General features: G+C 74.0%; 14 protein-coding genes. 6 read left to right on the top strand and 8 right to left on the bottom strand.

Annotated elements, in window-relative coordinates; all coding sequences use genetic code 11:
- Positions 1-284: 284 nt before the first annotated feature.
- From VKA29_RS24440 to VKA29_RS24415, 6 genes are all read right to left on the bottom strand, one after another.
- A complete protein-coding gene (locus VKA29_RS24440) occupies positions 285-1,925 on the bottom strand; it encodes an FAD-dependent monooxygenase (RefSeq protein ID WP_324788097.1) in 1,641 nt (546 codons plus the stop codon).
- Between the two features lie 101 nt (positions 1,926-2,026).
- On the bottom strand, positions 2,027-2,614 hold the full coding sequence (locus VKA29_RS24435; RefSeq protein WP_324788096.1) for a hypothetical protein: 588 nt from the start codon (positions 2,612-2,614) through the stop codon (positions 2,027-2,029).
- A 180-nt stretch (positions 2,615-2,794) separates the two neighbouring features.
- Complete coding sequence (locus tag VKA29_RS24430) at positions 2,795-3,571, bottom strand: hypothetical protein (RefSeq protein WP_324788095.1); 777 nt, start codon at positions 3,569-3,571, stop codon at positions 2,795-2,797.
- A gap of 4 nt (positions 3,572-3,575) precedes the next feature.
- Positions 3,576-4,028, bottom strand: coding sequence for a hypothetical protein (locus VKA29_RS24425; protein WP_324788094.1), 453 nt, complete (start codon positions 4,026-4,028; stop codon positions 3,576-3,578).
- A gap of 269 nt (positions 4,029-4,297) precedes the next feature.
- Positions 4,298-4,456 carry a hypothetical protein gene (locus VKA29_RS24420; RefSeq protein WP_324788093.1) on the bottom strand — a complete coding sequence of 53 codons (159 nt, stop codon included), beginning with the start codon at positions 4,454-4,456 and terminating at the stop codon, positions 4,298-4,300.
- Positions 4,457-4,590: 134 nt separating this feature from the next.
- Complete coding sequence (locus VKA29_RS24415; protein ID WP_324788092.1) at positions 4,591-4,713, bottom strand: hypothetical protein; 123 nt, start codon at positions 4,711-4,713, stop codon at positions 4,591-4,593.
- Between the two features lie 109 nt (positions 4,714-4,822).
- Here VKA29_RS24415 and VKA29_RS24410 point away from each other — a divergent pair, with 109 nt between their 5' ends.
- Positions 4,823-5,230, top strand: a complete 408-nt coding sequence (locus tag VKA29_RS24410; RefSeq protein WP_324788091.1) for a DUF6278 family protein — start codon at positions 4,823-4,825, stop codon at positions 5,228-5,230.
- A gap of 560 nt (positions 5,231-5,790) precedes the next feature.
- On the opposite strand, the gene VKA29_RS24405 is transcribed toward VKA29_RS24410, so the two are convergent.
- Positions 5,791-6,573 (bottom strand): hypothetical protein, encoded by a 783-nt coding sequence (locus VKA29_RS24405; protein WP_324788090.1) that lies wholly within the window; start codon positions 6,571-6,573, stop codon positions 5,791-5,793.
- A gap of 116 nt (positions 6,574-6,689) precedes the next feature.
- On the opposite strand from VKA29_RS24405, the gene ggt reads away from it, so the two are divergent.
- On the top strand, positions 6,690-8,489 hold the full coding sequence (gene ggt, locus VKA29_RS24400) for a gamma-glutamyltransferase (RefSeq protein ID WP_324788089.1): 1,800 nt from the start codon (positions 6,690-6,692) through the stop codon (positions 8,487-8,489).
- A 98-nt stretch (positions 8,490-8,587) separates the two neighbouring features.
- On the opposite strand, the gene VKA29_RS24395 is transcribed toward ggt, so the two are convergent.
- A complete protein-coding gene (locus tag VKA29_RS24395; protein ID WP_324788088.1) occupies positions 8,588-11,122 on the bottom strand; it encodes an ATP-dependent Clp protease ATP-binding subunit in 2,535 nt (844 codons plus the stop codon).
- A 212-nt stretch (positions 11,123-11,334) separates the two neighbouring features.
- Between VKA29_RS24395 and VKA29_RS24390 the strand changes: the two genes are divergently transcribed.
- The 4 genes from VKA29_RS24390 (at position 11,335) to VKA29_RS24375 (ending at position 15,976) form a co-directional block, all read left to right on the top strand.
- The gene (locus VKA29_RS24390) at positions 11,335-11,586 is read left to right on the top strand and encodes a helix-turn-helix transcriptional regulator (RefSeq protein WP_324788087.1); all 252 of its coding nucleotides are present in this window, start codon (positions 11,335-11,337) and stop codon (positions 11,584-11,586) included.
- Between the two features lie 133 nt (positions 11,587-11,719).
- Positions 11,720-13,663, top strand: coding sequence for a hypothetical protein (locus VKA29_RS24385; RefSeq protein WP_324788086.1), 1,944 nt, complete (start codon positions 11,720-11,722; stop codon positions 13,661-13,663).
- Positions 13,664-13,850: 187 nt separating this feature from the next.
- A complete protein-coding gene (locus VKA29_RS24380) occupies positions 13,851-14,693 on the top strand; it encodes a nitrilase-related carbon-nitrogen hydrolase (protein ID WP_324788085.1) in 843 nt (280 codons plus the stop codon).
- Entirely contained in the window at positions 14,690-15,976 is a 1,287-nt protein-coding gene (locus tag VKA29_RS24375; protein ID WP_324788084.1) for an aspartate aminotransferase family protein, read from the top strand. Before VKA29_RS24380 ends, VKA29_RS24375 begins: the two co-directional genes overlap by 4 nt.
- The last annotated feature ends 120 nt before the right edge of the window (positions 15,977-16,096 follow it).

The following is a 16,096-nucleotide window of genomic DNA, read 5'->3' as shown; positions in this document are numbered from 1 at the left end:
GGCGCAACGCACCCCCGCGATGCTGCCGTGGGCGCAACGCACCCCCGCGATGCTGCCGGCACCCCCGCGAACCCCCGCGATGCCGCCGTGGGCGCAACGCACCCCCGCGATGCCGCCGTGGGCGCAACGCACCCCCGCGATGCCGCTGCGGGCGCAACGCACCCCCGCGATGCTGCCGTGGGCGCAACGCACCCCCGCGATGCTGCCGTGGGCGCAACGCACCCCCGCGATGCTGCCGTGGGCGCAACGCACCCCCGACCGAACAACTGCGGACGCGAACCGCGTCACACCTGCTCGGCCCCCGCGACCTCGGCGTCCGAAGGCTCCGCCTCCCGAACGTCCCCGCCCACAGCCCCGGCCGCCGGAAGGACACCGGAACCCGAGGACACCACGGGCCCCTCCGTCCCGCACCACTGATGCAGCGCCCGCCGCACCCGCTCCTCGCAGCCGTCCGGGTCCGACTCGCCGTCCACCCAGGCCGCGTAGCCGTCCGGCCGGACCAACAGCACGGCCACGCCACCGAGTTTGGCCACCGGCCCGGCGACCCGGACCGGACAGACCCGCGACCCCCACGCCTCGGCGAGCGAGGCGGCACGCCCGTCCGCGGTGAGGTCGAGCAGCAGAAAGCGGCCGTCGCGCATCAGCTCGTACAGCCGTACCGGAGCCGCCTCCGGCCGCGGCACCGTCAGATCGGGCACCCGCTGCCCCGAACGCACCCGCAGACCCCGCCCACCGAGCCCGAGCCCACCACGCCCCAGCCCGGCCCGCCCGCCGTACCCCGCCCGCAGCCCCGATATCGCCTCCCCGGCGAACCGGCGGATCCGGCGCTGCCCGAGGAGCCGCCCCAGCATCACCCGGCGCAGCGTGGTCACCGCCGCCGACGGACTGGTGGCCATCCAGGTCGCCCGGTCGGTGGCCCGCAGGATGCGCTCGGCCTGCGGCCGCCGCTCGGCCTCGTAGGAGTCGAGCAGCCCCGCCGGCGCCCACCCCTGTACCGCGGCGGCCAGCTTCCAGCCCAGGTTGACGGCGTCCTGGATCCCCAGGTTCAGCCCCTGCCCGCCCAGCGGCGAGTGCAGGTGCGCCGCGTCCCCGGCCAGCAGCACCCGCCCGGACCGGTACCGGTCAGCGATCCGCTGGTGGATCTTGAACCGGGCGAGCCAGACGGGATCGTACGGCTCCGGGTCGAAACCGAGCGACCGCGTCATCAGGTCGGCCAGCTCCTCCACCGTCACCGGCTCCCGCGTCCAGGGCCGGTCCCGGCGCGCCACCGCGATCCGGTACAGCCCGTCACCGTACGGCACGGTCACCACCACTCCGCCGCCGCGGGACAGCATCAGCACGTCGTCCGGCGGCTGCCGGCGCAGCCGTACGTCGGCGAGGACCGGCGAGATGTCGTACGTACGGCCGCGGAACGCGATGCCCGACAGTTCGCGCACGGCGCTGTGCGCGCCGTCGCAGCCGACGACGTAGTCGGCGCTCTCCTCCCACTCCCCGCTCTCGCCCCGCACCTGCACCGTGACGCCGGAGCCGTCCTGCTCCAGGCCGTACACCTCGGCCCCGCGCTGGATGATCACTCCGAGGTCGAGGGCCCGCTGCTGCAGCACCTCCTCGGTACGGCTCTGCGGCACGACGTGCAGCGCGGGGAAGCGCGTGTCGAGTTCGGTGAAGTCGACGACCGCGCCGCGCGCGGGCACCATGCGGCCCACCGGCCGTCCGACGGCGGTCAGCGCGTCGGCGTGCCCGCGCAGGTCGAGCACCTCCATGGTCCTGCTGTACAGGCCCATGGCACGGGACTGCTCGGACGTGGTGAGGCGGCGTTCGAGCACGGTGCAGGACACTCCGGCGGCGGCCAGTTCACAGGCCAGCGCGAGTCCGGTGGGTCCGGCTCCGGCGATGATGACGGACTGTTCAGGGGTGTTGCCCACGGGTTCCTCCTTGGATGTCGGTCAGCGGTTCGGCCTGGACGGGCCGGACGCCGGTTCGGCGGGGGGACCGCTGAACCGGGCCGCCCACGCACCGGCGCCGGTTACGAGGGCGCCGAGCAGCAGCCGGCCCGGGGCGCCGGGCCGCACCACGAGGAGGCGATCTCGCCGCACCGCTCGACCGGCACGCCGGTCCGGCTCTCGGCCTGCTCACCGCGGGCGACCGGGACGTTCAGTCCGGCGCCCTGCGGGAAACCGATCCACTCGTCGAGGGGGCAGCTGCGCATGCGGGTCGGGTCGTGCAGGACCTCCAGCTCGTGGTTGAGCGTGTCGATCTCCGGGTCCTCGTTGGCCTCCGGGCCGATCACGGCCAGCCGTCCGCCGGACCGCAGCAGCCGGGTCATCTCGGCGACGGCCTGCGCGGTCTCGACGGTGACCGACCGCTCCGCCGCCGGTGCGCGGAAGGACTGCGGCATCGACGGCGCGGGGTCCAAGCCGACGAGCCGGGCCGGGTGCTCGTCGGCGAAGGACAGCGCCAGGTGGCCTGCGCCGCCGGCGACGTCGCAGATCACGCTGCCGGTCTGCGAGCCGAGCGTCTCCGTCGTCGGGCTCGACCAGTGCACCTCACCGGTGGCGAAGTCGCCGGTGATCTTGTCGAAACGCCGGCTGGAGAGCGTCTCGGTGGCGGGCATGTCGTCCTCTTTCCTTCGGCGGACCGGAATGACCGGGAGGTACAACGGTGCTGATGAAGCTGACGGCGCTGACGGACCGGACGACGCCGCTGGAGCCGACGGATCCCCCCGAGCGCCCCCCGGCACCCGAGCGCCCCCCGGCGCCCGCCCCCGACCCCCGCCGCCCGCCCCCGACTCCCGTCACCAAGCAGGCACCACCAGCGAGCTGAGTTCCGCGAGCGGATCCCGGGCGGGGCCCGAACCGCACGGGTTGAGCGTGTGGCCGAGCCCTTCGAGCACATGGACCCGGACCGCGGGCGTGGGGGAGCCGATGAGGTGGCGTGCGGACCAGTCGGCGTAGACGGTGGGCTCGAAGACGACCGGCGGCAGTGACGTGTCGAAGCTGTCGACGAAGCCGATCAGGTCGTGGCCGCCGTAGACGAGTTCGATGGCGGGGATGCGAGAGGTCAGGAAGACGTCTTCGTCGACCACGGTGCCCACCAGGACCAGCCGGTCCGCGCGCGCCGGCGCGCCCGACTCCAGCAGTCGCAGCAGGGCCTGTCCGCCGAGCGAGAACCCGATCAGAACGAGCGGCCCGGTCAGCAGGTGGCGGTGGCCGTCCAGCAGCTGCCGCAGCCGGTCGGCCCGCGCGCGCACGTCGGGCTCCCCGGCGGGCGTGCCGGGGTCCCGGGCGGGCATGTCGCACTCCAGCACCTGTGCGCCGGAGCCGACCAGACGGTCCGTCAGCCGCCCGAGCAGCAGGTCGTCCCGGCCCTCGCCGTCGAGGGCCGAGACGGCTCCGGGGCCGGCGAGCAGCACGGTGCGGCTGGCCGGCGCGGCGGGGAACGACCGCCTGGTGCGGTACGCCGTCCCACTGCCGTCCCTGCGCCACCGCAGGTGCCGGTGGACCCGGTGCACCCGGTCGACCTCATGGGGTCGCTGGACCTGACGGTGCCCCTGGATCTGATCGACGCTCATCGGATCACCTCCGGCACACGGCGTCGGCGAAGCTGCCGATGCGCTGCGACGGCACGTCCACGCTGAACCGGTCGAAGCCGATCTCGCAGGCCTCGGCCGGTTCGTCGTGCGGGAAGTTGTCGGGGGTTCCCTCGAGGGAGATCTCGCAGTCCCCGGTGAGCGTGCAGGAGGCCCGTACGTGTCCGGTCGGGCACCGCAGCTGCTCGGTGCCCAGCGGCGAGGCGGTGCCGCCCCCGAGGCGGACGGACTCGATCGCGGCGTCGGCCGGCCAGGGGGCGTGGGCGCGCAGGGCGTCGGCGACCTCGTCGGGCGTCAGCCGCTCGCCGTGGTCGGCCGTCACGTTGATGTCGTGGTCGTCCCGGCCGATCCGCAGCGCGGGGTTCTCCCGGAGCAGCCGCGCGAGACCTGTGCCTGGGCGCACGGCGGTGGTGCCGACTGAAGCAACCGTCTTGCTCATCGCGACCTCGTCTCCTCACACCTCGTCGGACTCGGCCGTTCCCGGCCCGTCCCTCTACGGGCCGGGAAGGCCGTGCGGCGCCCGCCCCGGTGTGTCCACGTCGGGGTGCTCGTCGGGCGCGCTCCCCGGCCCGTCCCTCTACGGGCCGGGAAGGCCGTGCGGCGCCCGCCCCGGTGCGTCCTCGTCAGGGGCTCGTCGGGCGCGCTCCCCGGACCGTCCCTCTACGGGTCCGGGAGGTGGTGCTCCGCTCCGGTCGTCACCCGGGTGGATCAGATCTCGACCTCGATGACCGTCGCCTCGGTGATGTTGGTGGGCTCCACCAGGGTCTCGGCGGGTGCGGTGGCCGACGCGGCGCCGACGGCGCTCAGGGTCACGCCGTCCTGCCCCGGCTCCAGGTGGATGCGGATGACCTTCTTCTCTTCCGGCATGTCGTGTTCCCTTCACTGATGGGGTTGCGGCTCGGTGCGCCACCCGCGGACGGGGCCCGCTCACGTCGTCGGGAGCGGGAGCGGTGGGGCCCGGCGGATCACCGGGCGGGGCCTGCGCTACCGCGGGGTGAGCGTCAGGCGTACGTCGTGCTGCTTGCGCTCGCGCCAGTAGCGGCCGGCGCGAGCCGGAGGATCAGCTCCCGCGCCGAGGCGGCCAGTCCCGCCTGTCTGCCGAAGTCAACGGACGTTGAACTCATGACGCGTTGAACTCTACGAGAGGTGAATAACCTTGGCAAGAGGTGGTGAGCGGTCGGAGTTCCGCGCGCCCTGTGGTGCGGCGGCCGGAGTCGATGCGAGGCTGAAGATATGAACATCCGTTTTCTGGGACACCGGCGCGAGCCTTCACGGCCCCGTGACGCGGAGGGCCTCGCCGACCTCCTGGCCGAGTGCGAACTGCTGCGCTCCCAGGCGGCCCGGGAGGGTGTGCGGCTCGACGACTCCGCCGGCTCGCTGGAGGAACTCGACCAGGTGCTGCCGCGCTGGCGCGACGACGAGGAGGCGCTCGCCTGGCTGGGCAACGACGCGGGCCTGTACCTGGGCACCGTCATCGTGCGGACGGTGCCCGGCGCCGGGTGGGAGATCCGGCCCGACGGCCAGCCCGTCGTCCGGCTCGCCTCCGGGCGCGAGTTCGACGTGGTCGACGCGGGCCGGGAGTGGGCGGCCGGCGGCGTTCCCGAGCTGTCCCAGCTGTACGCCGAGGTCGCCGAGGCGTGAGCCGCCGCCGCGTCTTCGCCTCGGGCGGCGGCTCTCCAAGATCGTCGAGCGCCGGCCGGAGGGCAACGGGCGCGCGAACCTCGACTACGATGTTCCGCTCACCCCACGGTGAAGCCCGAACCGCCTTCAGGGGCACCGCTGCCGGGTGGGGCCCACGGTCCTCGCGACCGCGGGGGGCGGCAGTCGCAGAGCCATACCCGGCCGGCGCCGGCCGGAGATCACTGCTCGCGCGGCGGGACCGACACGTACGACGGGTCGTCCGCCGGTGAGGAGAAGGTCAGCCGCGCGCCGGACGGGTTGTGCTCGACGCCCACCGGGCGCACGCACCCCGACCGGCGCACGCACCCCGACCCGACGCGTCGTCACACGCGGCCGGGAGCACGGCCGAAGACGCGGCCGGAGGGGCCGGACCTCCGCCCAGGCCCCGCCCAGGCCCCGCCCGGGCCCCGCCCGGGCCCCGCCCAGGCCCCGCCGGACCTCCGCCGCGTCACCACCGAACGCCGGCTCCCCGCCGCCCCCACCCGCCCCGCCCTCCTGCTCCCGGCCCCGTGCCGCCGGTATCAACCGGCCCGGTGCGAGGTGCGGTCCGGCGCCGGTGCCGGCGTCGGCTCCGGGGACGAGGCGGGCAGCGGCGTCTGCGCGGCCCGTGTCACGTCGGCGACCAGTTCCACCACGTCCGGGCCGTACGCCTGCGAGTTGACGACCCGCAGCAGCAGGACGAAGGAGTGGTTGCCGTACTTGCGGGACAACCGCTCGTGATTGCGGGCCAGATAACGTGTGCCGGCCTGGTTGTCGATCGCGCGCTGCCCGCAGAACAGGAACACCGGCCGTGTCCCGCGGCGTTCACCGGCGGTCAGCCGGGCGAGGATCACGTACTCGCTGCGGCCGCCCTCCAGCCGGTATCGTTCGCTGCCGATCAGGAACGCGGCCCGGTCCGGGCCCGGTTCGGCGTTCACGTCGACGCGGACGCCGGGCAGCAGGGAGTCGAGATGGGCCGCCATCCGGCGGTTGGACGCCGGGCCGCCGACGCAGAACTCGGTGCGCTCGCCGAAGCCCTGCTGGGCGGCGTCGTGCGCGACGACCTGCGCGTGCGCGTTGCAGTCCTTGATGAGCGCCGAGAGTTCCAGCAGCGCGAAGACGTCGTGGCGCTTGACGGACAGTTCGGCGCCGCCCGGCTCCCGGTTGACCACCAGCAGCGTCTCGGAGTTGTCGGGCAGCCCGAAGAAGGCCTGCTTGCGACGGAGCCTGCGCTTCCACAGATAGGTGCGGGCCAGCCAGCCGAGGGCCGCGCTGATGCCGGCCGCGACCACGCCCAGCACGATGTTGCGCACGTCGTCATTCATGGGCGCGCATGGTAGCGGGCCCACGCAAACCCGTGTTCGAGCACCGCTTCACGCGCTCCTGACGGGGCTCCGGCGATGCAATAGGCTGCGCGGACGGTTCCTGACTGGAGGTGCGCATGCGTCGGCCTGTCTTACGGAAACTGCCGGTCCTCGTGGTGTCGGCCGCGGTGGTGTCGGTGGGGGCGGCGGCCCCGCCCGCCGCCGGGACGACGGCCCCCGAGAAGGTCCCGGTCGCCGTCGGCTACGGCGGCGCGGTCGCGAGCGTCGACGCGGACGCCTCGGCGGCCGGCATCGAGGTGCTCAGGAAGGGCGGCAACGCCGTCGACGCGGCCGTCGCCACCGCCGCCGCCCTCGGCGTCACCGAGCCGTACTCCTCCGGCATCGGGGGCGGCGGCTACTTCGTCTACTACGACGCCAAGTCCCGCACCGTGCACACCATCGACGGCCGGGAGACGGCGCCCCTGACGGCCGACTCCGGCCTCTTCCTGGAGAACGGCAAGCCGCTCGCCTTCGCCGACGCCGTCAGCAGCGGCCTGAGCGTCGGCACGCCGGGCACGCCGGCCACCTGGCAGACGGCGCTGGAGAAGTGGGGCAGCAGAAAGCTGCGCACGGTGCTCGCGCCGGCCGAGCGGATCGCCCGCGAGGGCTTCACCGTCGACGACACGTTCCGCTCGCAGACGGCCGCCAACGAGACCCGGTTCCGGTACTTCCCGGACACCGCCGAACTGTTCCTGCCGGGCGGACAGCTCCCGGTCGTCGGGTCCACCTTCAAGAACCCCGACCTCGCCCGCACCTACGAGGAACTCGGCAGGAAGGGCACCGGCGCGCTCTACCACGGCGACCTCGGCGACGACATCGTCGACACCGTCAATCACCCGCCGGTGGACCCCGCTTCGGGCTGGAACGCCCGTCCGGGCGAACTGTCCGGCAAGGACCTCGCCGCCTACCGCGCGGGGCTTCAGGCGCCGACGAAGACCTCCTACCGCGGTCTCGGCGTGTACTCCATGGCGCCCTCCTCCTCCGGCGGCACCACGGTGGGCGAGGCCCTCAACATCCTGGAGGGCACCGACCTGTCGAAGGCGAGCGAGGTCCGCTACCTGCACCGTTACATCGAGGCGAGCCGCATCGCGTTCGCCGACCGCGGGCGCTGGGTCGGCGACCCCGCCTTCGAGGACGTCCCGACGAAGGAACTGCTGTCGCAGAGGTACGCCGACTCGCGGGCCTGCCTCGTCAAGGACGACGCCGTCCTCAGCAGCCCGCTGGCCCCCGGCGACCCGCGCGACCCGGCCGCCTGCGCGTCCGGCGGCACGGCGGCCCCCACGACGTACGAGGGCGAGAACACCACGCACCTGACGGTCGCCGACAAGTGGGGCGACGTCGTCTCCTACACCCTCACCATCGAGCAGACCGGCGGCAGCGGCATCACGGTGCCCGGCCGCGGCTTCCTGCTCAACAACGAGCTGACGGACTTCTCCTTCGCCCCGGCCAACCCGGCCGTGCACGACCCGAACCTGCCCGGGCCGGGCAAGCGGCCGCGCTCGTCGATGTCGCCCACGATCGTGCTCGACCGGCACAACAGGCCCGTGGTGGCCTTGGGTTCGCCCGGCGGGTCCACCATCATCACCACGGTGCTGCAGACGCTCACCGGGTTCCTCGACCGGCACCTGCCGCTGGTCGACGCCATCGCCGCGCCGCGCGCCAGCCAGCGCAACACGGCGCAGACCGAACTCGAACCGGGCCTGTACGACAGCCCGCTGAGGACGCGACTGGAGGCCATCGGCCACTCCTTCAAGCCGAACGCGGAGATCGGCGCGGCCACCGGTGTGCAGCGCCTGCCCGACGGCAGGTGGCTGGCAGCCGCCGAGAAGGTCCGGCGCGGCGGCGGCTCGGCGATGGTGGTGCGCCCGGCCTCGTAGACCCGGCGGTGGTGGTGCGCCCCCGCGCCTCGTAGGTCAGGCGGTGGTGGCGCGCCCGGCCTTGCAGTGCGTGCGGGCGGTTCGCGCGGGCGTGGCGCTCACAGTTCGGGGGCGGGCGGCAGGTCTTCCGTGGTGAAGGCGAGCCGCCCGTCCTCGACGCCCACCGTGACCCGGCCGCCCTCGACGACCCGGCCGTCGAGGAGCAGCTTGGAGAGCTCGTTGTCGACCTCGCGCTGGATGGTGCGGCGCAGCGGGCGGGCTCCGTACTCCGGCTGGTACCCACGCTCGGCCAGCCAGTCGACGGCCGCGTCGGTGAACTGCACCGTCACGCCCTGCGCGTGCAGCAGCCGACGGGTCCTCTCCAGCAACAGGGCGGTGATCCGCCGCAGTTGGTCACCGGTCAGCTGGCGGAAGACGACGATCTCGTCGATGCGGTTGAGGAACTCCGGACGGAAGTGCTCCCGCAGCGGCCGCAGGACCTGCTCGCGCCGCGCCTCCTCGTCGGCGTCGGTGCCGCCCGCCCCGAAGCCGATGCCCGCGCCCCGCCGCGTGATCGCCTCCGAGCCCAGGTTGCTGGTCATCACGATGACCGTGTTGGTGAAGTCCACCGTGCGGCCCTGCGAGTCGGTCAGCCGTCCGTCGTCCAGGACCTGGAGGAGGATGTTGAAGACGTCGGGGTGCGCCTTCTCCACCTCGTCGAGCAGCAGCAGCGAGTACGGGTGCCGGCGCACCACCTCGGTGAGCTGTCCGGCCTCCTCGTGGCCGACGTACCCGGGCGGGGCGCCGACCAGGCGGCTGACGGTGTGCCGCTCCTGGTACTCGCTCATGTCCAGGCGGACCATGCGCTCCTCGCTGCCGAACAGCGCCTCGGCGAGCGCCCGGGCCAGCTCGGTCTTGCCGACGCCGGTCGGACCGAGGAAGAGGAAGCTGCCGATCGGCCGGTCGGGGCTGGCGAGCCCGGCGCGGGAGCGCAGCACCGCCTCGGAGACGACGCGCACGGCCTCGTCCTGCCCGACGACCCGCTCGTGCAGGTGCACCTCCAGACCGAGCAGACGCTCCTTCTCCTCCTGGGTGAGGCTGCTGACCGGGATGCCCGTCTGCCGGGACACCACCTCGGCGACGGCCTCGGTGGTGACCTCCAGGTGCTGCCCCTCGTCGGCCTGCTGGTCACCGCCCGCCGCGGCGATCTGCTGCTTCAACTCCACGATGCGGTCGCGTAGTTGGGTGGCCTGCTCGTACTGTTCGTCGGCGACCGCCTGGTCCTTGTCGAGGGTGAGCTGCTCGACCTCGCGCTCCATGGTGCGGACGTCGGTGCCCTTCGTCTTCGCCCGCAGCCGCACCCGGGCGCCGGCCTGGTCGATCAGGTCGATCGCCTTGTCGGGCAGCCGGCGGTCGGTCAGGTAGCGGTCGGACAGCTCCACCGCCGCCACCAGCGCCTCGTCGGTGTACCGGACCTGGTGGTGGGCCTCGTAGCGGTCGCGCAGCCCGCGCAGGATCTCGATGGCGTCGGGCACGGACGGCTCGGGCACCAGGATCGGCTGGAACCGGCGGGCCAGCGCCGCGTCCTTCTCCACCCGGCGGTACTCCTCCAGCGTGGTGGCCCCGACGACGTGCAACTCGCCCCGGGCCAGGGCCGGCTTGAGGATGTTGCCCGCGTCCATGGCGCCGCCCTCGCCGCCCGCGCCGGCGCCGACCACGGTGTGCAGTTCGTCGATGAAGACGATCAGCCGGTCGGAGTTGGCGCGGATCTCGCCGACGATGTTGTTCAGACGCTCCTCGAAGTCGCCCCGGTAGCGGGTGCCGGCGACCACGCCGGTGAGGTCCAGGGCGACCACCCGGCGCCCGGCCAGCACGTCGGGCACGTCGCCGTCGGCGATGCGCTGCGCGAGCCCCTCCACCACGGCCGTCTTGCCGACGCCCGCGTCGCCGATCAGCACCGGGTTGTTCTTGCCGCGGCGGGAGAGCACCTCGATGGTCTGCTCGATCTCGTCGTCCCGCCCGATCACCGGGTCGATGCGGCCCTGCCGGGCGAGGTCGGTGAGGTCGCGCGCGTACTTGTCCAGGGTGGGCGTGCCCGTGGACCGGGGCCGTTCGGCACGGCCCTGCGGCGTCTCGGGCGCCTCGGACGGGCCGGACGGCGCGTAGCGGGCCGAGTTGAGAATGTGCCCGGCGGCGGAGTCGGGGTTCGCGGCGAGCGCGCTGAGCACGTGCTCCGGGCCGATGTACCCGGCGCCGGCGGCCCGGGCCAGCTCGTGCGCGTCCAGCAGGGCCCGCTTCACGGCCGGGGTCAGGGACAGCGAGGTCGGCGGCGGCGTCTCGCCCGCCGGGTGCTGGACCGGCCCGGAGCGTTTGTCGATCTCGGTCGCCAGTGAGTCGGGGTCCGCGCCGGCGCGGCTGAGCAGGCTCCGGGTCGGTTCGGCGGCCAGCGCGGCCCGCAGCAGGTGCTGGGTGTCGAGGTCCCGGCTGCCGTGCTCGGCCGCGTACTGCGCGGCACCGCGGACGAGATCCCGCGCGGGCTGGCTGAGCAGCCGGCCGATGTCGATCTGCCGCGGGCTCTGGCGGGGGCCGCCGAAGAAGCGGGCCAGGAATTCACCGAAGGGGTCGCCCTCCGGGCCGAGGTAGCCGCTGGTCATCGTGTTGGGTCCTTCGCTGACGACTGTGCCGGAGTCGGGCGGGTAACCCGGACAAAGGGCGCTCATGCCACGATGGCACGTTCTGGTCCGTCGAGCACGTCCAGCGCCCGCGCCGGGGCCGTGAGTCGCTGCCCTGCGCCACCCCGCCCCGCCCTGGCCTGACCTGGACCGCCACGTCGCCCCAATTACTATACCGGTATTACTATGGCGTCATGGTGCGCACCCCTCTCACCCCCGAAGAGCGCGAGCGCGGCGAGCGGCTCGGCAGGCTGCTGCGTGAGGCCCGCGGCGGGCGGAGCATGGTGGACGTGGCGGCCGAGGCGGGCATCTCCGCCGAGACCCTCCGCAAGATCGAGACGGGCCGTGCTCCGACGCCGGCCTTCTTCACCGTCGCCGCGCTCGCCGGTGCCCTCGGGATGTCGATGGACGAGCTGGTCGGCCGGTGCGCGCCGGTCCCGCTGTGAGCGGCGGTCGCACGTCACGTTCCGGCAGGATCGGCGTACTCCGCGTCGGGCCCGAAAACTCCCTGTAGCGCCGCCGTAACACGGCGGGTGTTGGCTACGGGCCGGAGTATTCCGGTCTGGCGGGAGTTGGGCGATGGCTGTGGATCGACTCCCCGGCAGGGTACGGGAGTTCGCGAACTACCTGAACGGCCTGCTGGGGCGCCTGGACCAGGGCGGCGGCTGGTGTGCGGTGTTCTGGCAACGCGACCCGGACGGGATGCGGGCGTGCCGGGACGGACGCGAGATGCCGCCCTGGGACGTGGTGGAGGCGCTGCTGCAGGATCTCGCCGCGGCGGCCGGGCCGGGGCCCGTGGCCCATGAGCGGGAGCACGCCCGAGCCCTGCACGCGGCGGCGGCCGCCGCGTACGACGCCCGGCCCGGCGGCCGGGACGCCCTCGGCGACCGGTTCGACGTCATGCTCCGCGAGCAGCGCTACGCCGCCGAACGCCTGGCGGAACTGGGCCGCGCGCTCGCCTGCGCCGCGGGTCGCGAGGAGGCCGACGCCCTGCGCGTCGAACTCGCCTGGGCCCGCGACGACCACGAGCGGGCCACCGCCCGCTGCGCCGAGCTCCGCGGCCGTATGGACGCCATGACCCACCGGGCCGCCCATGGCCGCACCGGCACGCCCGGGGCGACCGGTGCCCGTGCCGGTGCCGGCCCGGCGGGCGGTGCCGCGCTCCACGGACCGGAGGCCCGGTCCGTGGAGGGTGCCGTGCCGAGCGGCGACGTCCGGCCCGCCGGAGGATCCGTGTCCCGTGCCGCCGCCGGCGACACCCGGCACGTGGCGTTCCGCGCCGGCCTCCAGCGACCCGCGCGTGCCGACGCCCCGTCCCCGGGACGCGCCGATGCCCGGTACGCGGAGCGTGTGGGCGCCGAGCGTGTGGGGGCCGAGCGTGTGGGCGCGGCGCGGCCCGTCTTCCGGATCGAGGCCCGGGCGGAGACGGGCGTCCTTACCGCCGACCCCGGTACCTCCGGCGGTGGCCGTGACGGCGTACCGCGGCGGTGGGACGTCGGGGCGGGGAACGGTGGCGCCGTACCGCGCTTCCCGGGGCGCGACCGGGCGGACGCGGAGGCGTCCTCCGGACGGCCCGGTTCCCCGGAGGCGTGGCCGGCCGGAGCAGCCGACGCAGTCGGAGCGACCGGAGCGACCACAGCAGCCGACGCAGCCGGAGCGACCGACGCGGCCGGGGACGCCGGTGTGGGCCCACGGTCTCCTGGTGCGGCGTCCGCCGCGACGGCCCCGCCGCGACAGCCGTCGGGCGACGGCGCCAAGTCGCGCAAGCGGCGCCGGGGCAGCGCCCGGTTCGCCGGGATGGCGGACGAGGACGCCGCTCCCGTGACCGTGCCGCCGGCCACCGGGCCGGCCCCGTCCGCGCCGGACGCGGCGGGCGCCCGTACGCCGCGCGGCGCCCGGTTCGCCGGCGCGGCCGAGGCGGGCCGGCAGGCACACGGGGCACAGCGGGCACGGCGGGCGCGGGTGCCGCAGCCGCAGGCCGAGCCGGTGGACGGCGAGGCCGTGCGCGAGGTCGCGGCCGCCGTCGAGTCACTGCTGCGGCTGCGCGCCGAGGGGCGCAGCGGGGAGGCGCACGTCCTGCTCGTCGAGGCGGCCTACTGGCCCCCCGGCCGCTTCCCGCTGCTCGCCGCCGAGCTGCAGCGCGCCGGGCTCGGCGCCGACTGGGCGACGCTGTTGTGGGAAGCCGCGTCGCTGCCCGCCGACCACCTGGTCGCCGCGGCCGACGCGCTGGTCGCGGCCGGCCGGCCGGCCGACGGTGAGCGGATCCTGCGCCAGGGCGTCGTGCGGCCCGCCGCCGAGATCGGCGAGGCCGTGCTGGGCCTCGTCGCCGAGGGGCGCCGCCGCGAGGTACGGGCACTCCTGGACGCCTACGTCCGCGTCCGCACCCCCGAGGAGGCGGTCCGCAGCGCCGAGCCCGACCCGCCGACCCTCGCCCCGCTGCTGCTCCAGGCCGCGCAGGGCGTGTCCGACGAGCGGCGCTGGGACCTGGTCCATGCCTTCCGGGTGGCCGGTCTCGCCGCCTGACACCCCGCCCGGCCTCCCCACCGTCCGCACCGGCCACTCCACTCACCCACCGGAGTGCGAAACGTGATCGACTCCGCGGGTTGACGACGATGGTCTTGGCAAGGCCGTCCCGGAGGCTTACGTTCATCCCTCTACGACCTGCGACTACGGGCGTAGAGGCTCTGACGTCCCGTCGAAGGAGCAGCTCATGGCCCACGTCGTACGCGCCGCTCTGGTTCAGGCCACCTGGACCGGCGACACCGAGTCCATGGTGGCGAAGCACGAGGAGCACGCCCGTGCGGCGGCCCGCCGGGGCGCGAAGATCATCGGATTCCAGGAAGTCTTCAACGCCCCCTACTTCTGCCAGGTCCAGGAGCCCGAGCACTACCGCTGGGCCGAGCCCGTGCCCGACGGCCCGACCGTGCGCCGTATGCGGGAGCTCGCCCGGGAGACCGGCATGGTGATCGTGGTGCCGGTGTTCGAGATCGAACAGTCCGGCTTCTACTACAACACCGCCGCCGTCATCGACGCCGACGGCACCGTCCTCGGCAAGTACCGCAAGCACCACATCCCGCAGGTCAAGGGCTTCTGGGAGAAGTACTACTTCAAACCCGGGAACGCGGGCTGGCCGGTCTTCGACACCGCCGTCGGCAAGGTCGGCGTCTACATCTGCTACGACCGCCACTTCCCGGAGGGCTGGCGGCAACTCGGCCTCAACGGCGCCCAGCTGGTCTACAACCCGTCGGCCACCCACCGCGGGCTGTCCAGCCACCTCTGGCGCCTGGAGCAGCCCGCGGCGGCCGTCGCCAACGAGTACTTCGTCGCCGCGATCAACCGGGTCGGCGTGGAGGAGTACGGCGACAACGACTTCTACGGCACCTCCTACTTCGTCGACCCGCGCGGTCAGTTCGTCGGCGACGTGGCGAGCGACTCCAAGGAGGAACTCCTCGTCCGCGACCTCGACTTCGACCTGATCGAGGAAGTGCGGCAGCAGTGGGCGTTCTACCGCGACCGGCGGCCCGACGCGTACGAAGGGCTGGTGCGCCCGTGAGCGAGGAACTGCTGGGCCGCCACCGGGCCGTCCTGCCCGACTGGCTCGCCCTCTACTACGGCCGGCCGATCGAGATCACCCACGGCGAGGGCCGCCACGTCTGGGACGCCGACGGCAACAAGTACCTCGACTTCTTCGGCGGCATCCTCACCACCATGACCGCGCACGCGCTGCCCGAGGTCACCAAGGCGGTGAGCGAGCAGGCCGGCCGGATCATCCACTCCTCGACCCTGTACCTCAACCGGCCGATGGTGGAACTCGCCGAGCGCATCGCCCGGTTGAGCGGCATCCCGGACGCCCGCGTCTTCTTCACCACCTCCGGCACCGAGGCCAACGACACCGCCCTGCTGCTGGCGACGACGTACCGGCGCAGCAACGTGATCCTGGCGATGCGCAACAGCTACCACGGCCGCTCCTTCAGCGCCGTCGGCATCACCGGCAACCGCGGCTGGTCCCCGACCTCGCTGTCCCCGCTGCAGACCCTGTACGTGCACGGCGGCGTGCGCACCCGGGGCCCGTACGCCTCCCTCGGCGACGACGAGTTCGTCGCCGCCTGCGTCGACGACCTCCAGGACCTGCTCGGCCACACCCGGCCGCCCGCCGCCCTGATCGCCGAGCCCGTGCAGGGCGTCGGCGGCTTCACCTCACCGCCCGACGGCCTGTACGGGGCCTTCCGCAAGGTGCTCGCCGAGCGTGGCGTGCTGTGGATCGCCGACGAGGTGCAGACCGGCTGGGGCCGCACCGGCGACCACTTCTGGGGCTGGCAGGCGCACGGGCAGCACGGCCCGCCGGATATCCTCACCTTCGCCAAGGGCATCGGCAACGGCATGTCCGTCGGCGGCGTCGTCGCCCGCGCCGAGATCATGAACTGCCTCGACGCCAACAGCATCTCCACCTTCGGCGGCACCCAGGTCACGATGGCGGCGGGCCTCGCCAACCTCGCCTACCTGCTGGAGCACGACCTCCAGGGCAACGCCCGGCGGGTCGGCGGGCTGCTCATCGAGCGGCTGCGGGCCGTCGCCGCGCAGCTCCCGCACGTCCGGGAGGTGCGCGGACGCGGCCTGATGATCGGTGTCGAGCTGGTCCGGCCCGGCACGGACGAGGCCGACTTCGACGCGGCGGCCGCCGTGCTCGAACAGGCCCGCGCCGACGGGCTGCTCATCGGCAAGGGCGGCGGCCACAACACCAGCGCCCTGCGCATCGCCCCGCCGCTGTCCCTCACGGTGGCGGAGGCCGAGGAGGGCGCCGCGATCCTCGAACACGCGCTGCGGAGCATCCGGTAGCGGCAGACGGCAGACGGCAGACGGCAGACGGCAGGCAGCACACAGCACACAGCAGACGGCAGACAACAGGCAGCACACAGCAGGCAGCAGACGGCAGGCAGCAGACGGCAGGCAGCAGTG

This window comes from Streptomyces sp. H51 (genome assembly GCF_035656535.1).
GTDB lineage: Bacteria > Actinomycetota > Actinomycetes > Streptomycetales > Streptomycetaceae > Streptomyces.
Note: the sequence above shows the minus strand (reverse complement) of the source record. Positions and strands in the feature narration are given on the sequence as shown.

What these genes read in the sequence shown, in the direction of transcription:
- VKA29_RS24395 (WP_324788088.1), bottom strand. Translation starts at nt 11,122, where the DNA reads ATGACCAGCGGCTACCTCGGCCCGGAGGGCGACCCCTTCGGTGAATTC.
- VKA29_RS24380 (WP_324788085.1), top strand. Translation starts at nt 13,851, where the DNA reads ATGGCCCACGTCGTACGCGCCGCTCTGGTTCAGGCCACCTGGACCGGC.
- VKA29_RS24430 (WP_324788095.1), bottom strand. Translation starts at nt 3,571, where the DNA reads ATGAGCGTCGATCAGATCCAGGGGCACCGTCAGGTCCAGCGACCCCAT.
- VKA29_RS24435 (WP_324788096.1), bottom strand. Translation starts at nt 2,614, where the DNA reads ATGCCCGCCACCGAGACGCTCTCCAGCCGGCGTTTCGACAAGATCACC.
- VKA29_RS24390 (WP_324788087.1), top strand. Translation starts at nt 11,335, where the DNA reads ATGGTGCGCACCCCTCTCACCCCCGAAGAGCGCGAGCGCGGCGAGCGG.
- VKA29_RS24385 (WP_324788086.1), top strand. Translation starts at nt 11,720, where the DNA reads ATGGCTGTGGATCGACTCCCCGGCAGGGTACGGGAGTTCGCGAACTAC.
- VKA29_RS24405 (WP_324788090.1), bottom strand. Translation starts at nt 6,573, where the DNA reads ATGAATGACGACGTGCGCAACATCGTGCTGGGCGTGGTCGCGGCCGGC.
- ggt (WP_324788089.1), top strand. Translation starts at nt 6,690, where the DNA reads ATGCGTCGGCCTGTCTTACGGAAACTGCCGGTCCTCGTGGTGTCGGCC.
- VKA29_RS24425 (WP_324788094.1), bottom strand. Translation starts at nt 4,028, where the DNA reads ATGAGCAAGACGGTTGCTTCAGTCGGCACCACCGCCGTGCGCCCAGGC.
- VKA29_RS24415 (WP_324788092.1), bottom strand. Translation starts at nt 4,713, where the DNA reads ATGAGTTCAACGTCCGTTGACTTCGGCAGACAGGCGGGACTGGCCGCC.
- VKA29_RS24420 (WP_324788093.1), bottom strand. Translation starts at nt 4,456, where the DNA reads ATGCCGGAAGAGAAGAAGGTCATCCGCATCCACCTGGAGCCGGGGCAG.
- VKA29_RS24410 (WP_324788091.1), top strand. Translation starts at nt 4,823, where the DNA reads ATGAACATCCGTTTTCTGGGACACCGGCGCGAGCCTTCACGGCCCCGT.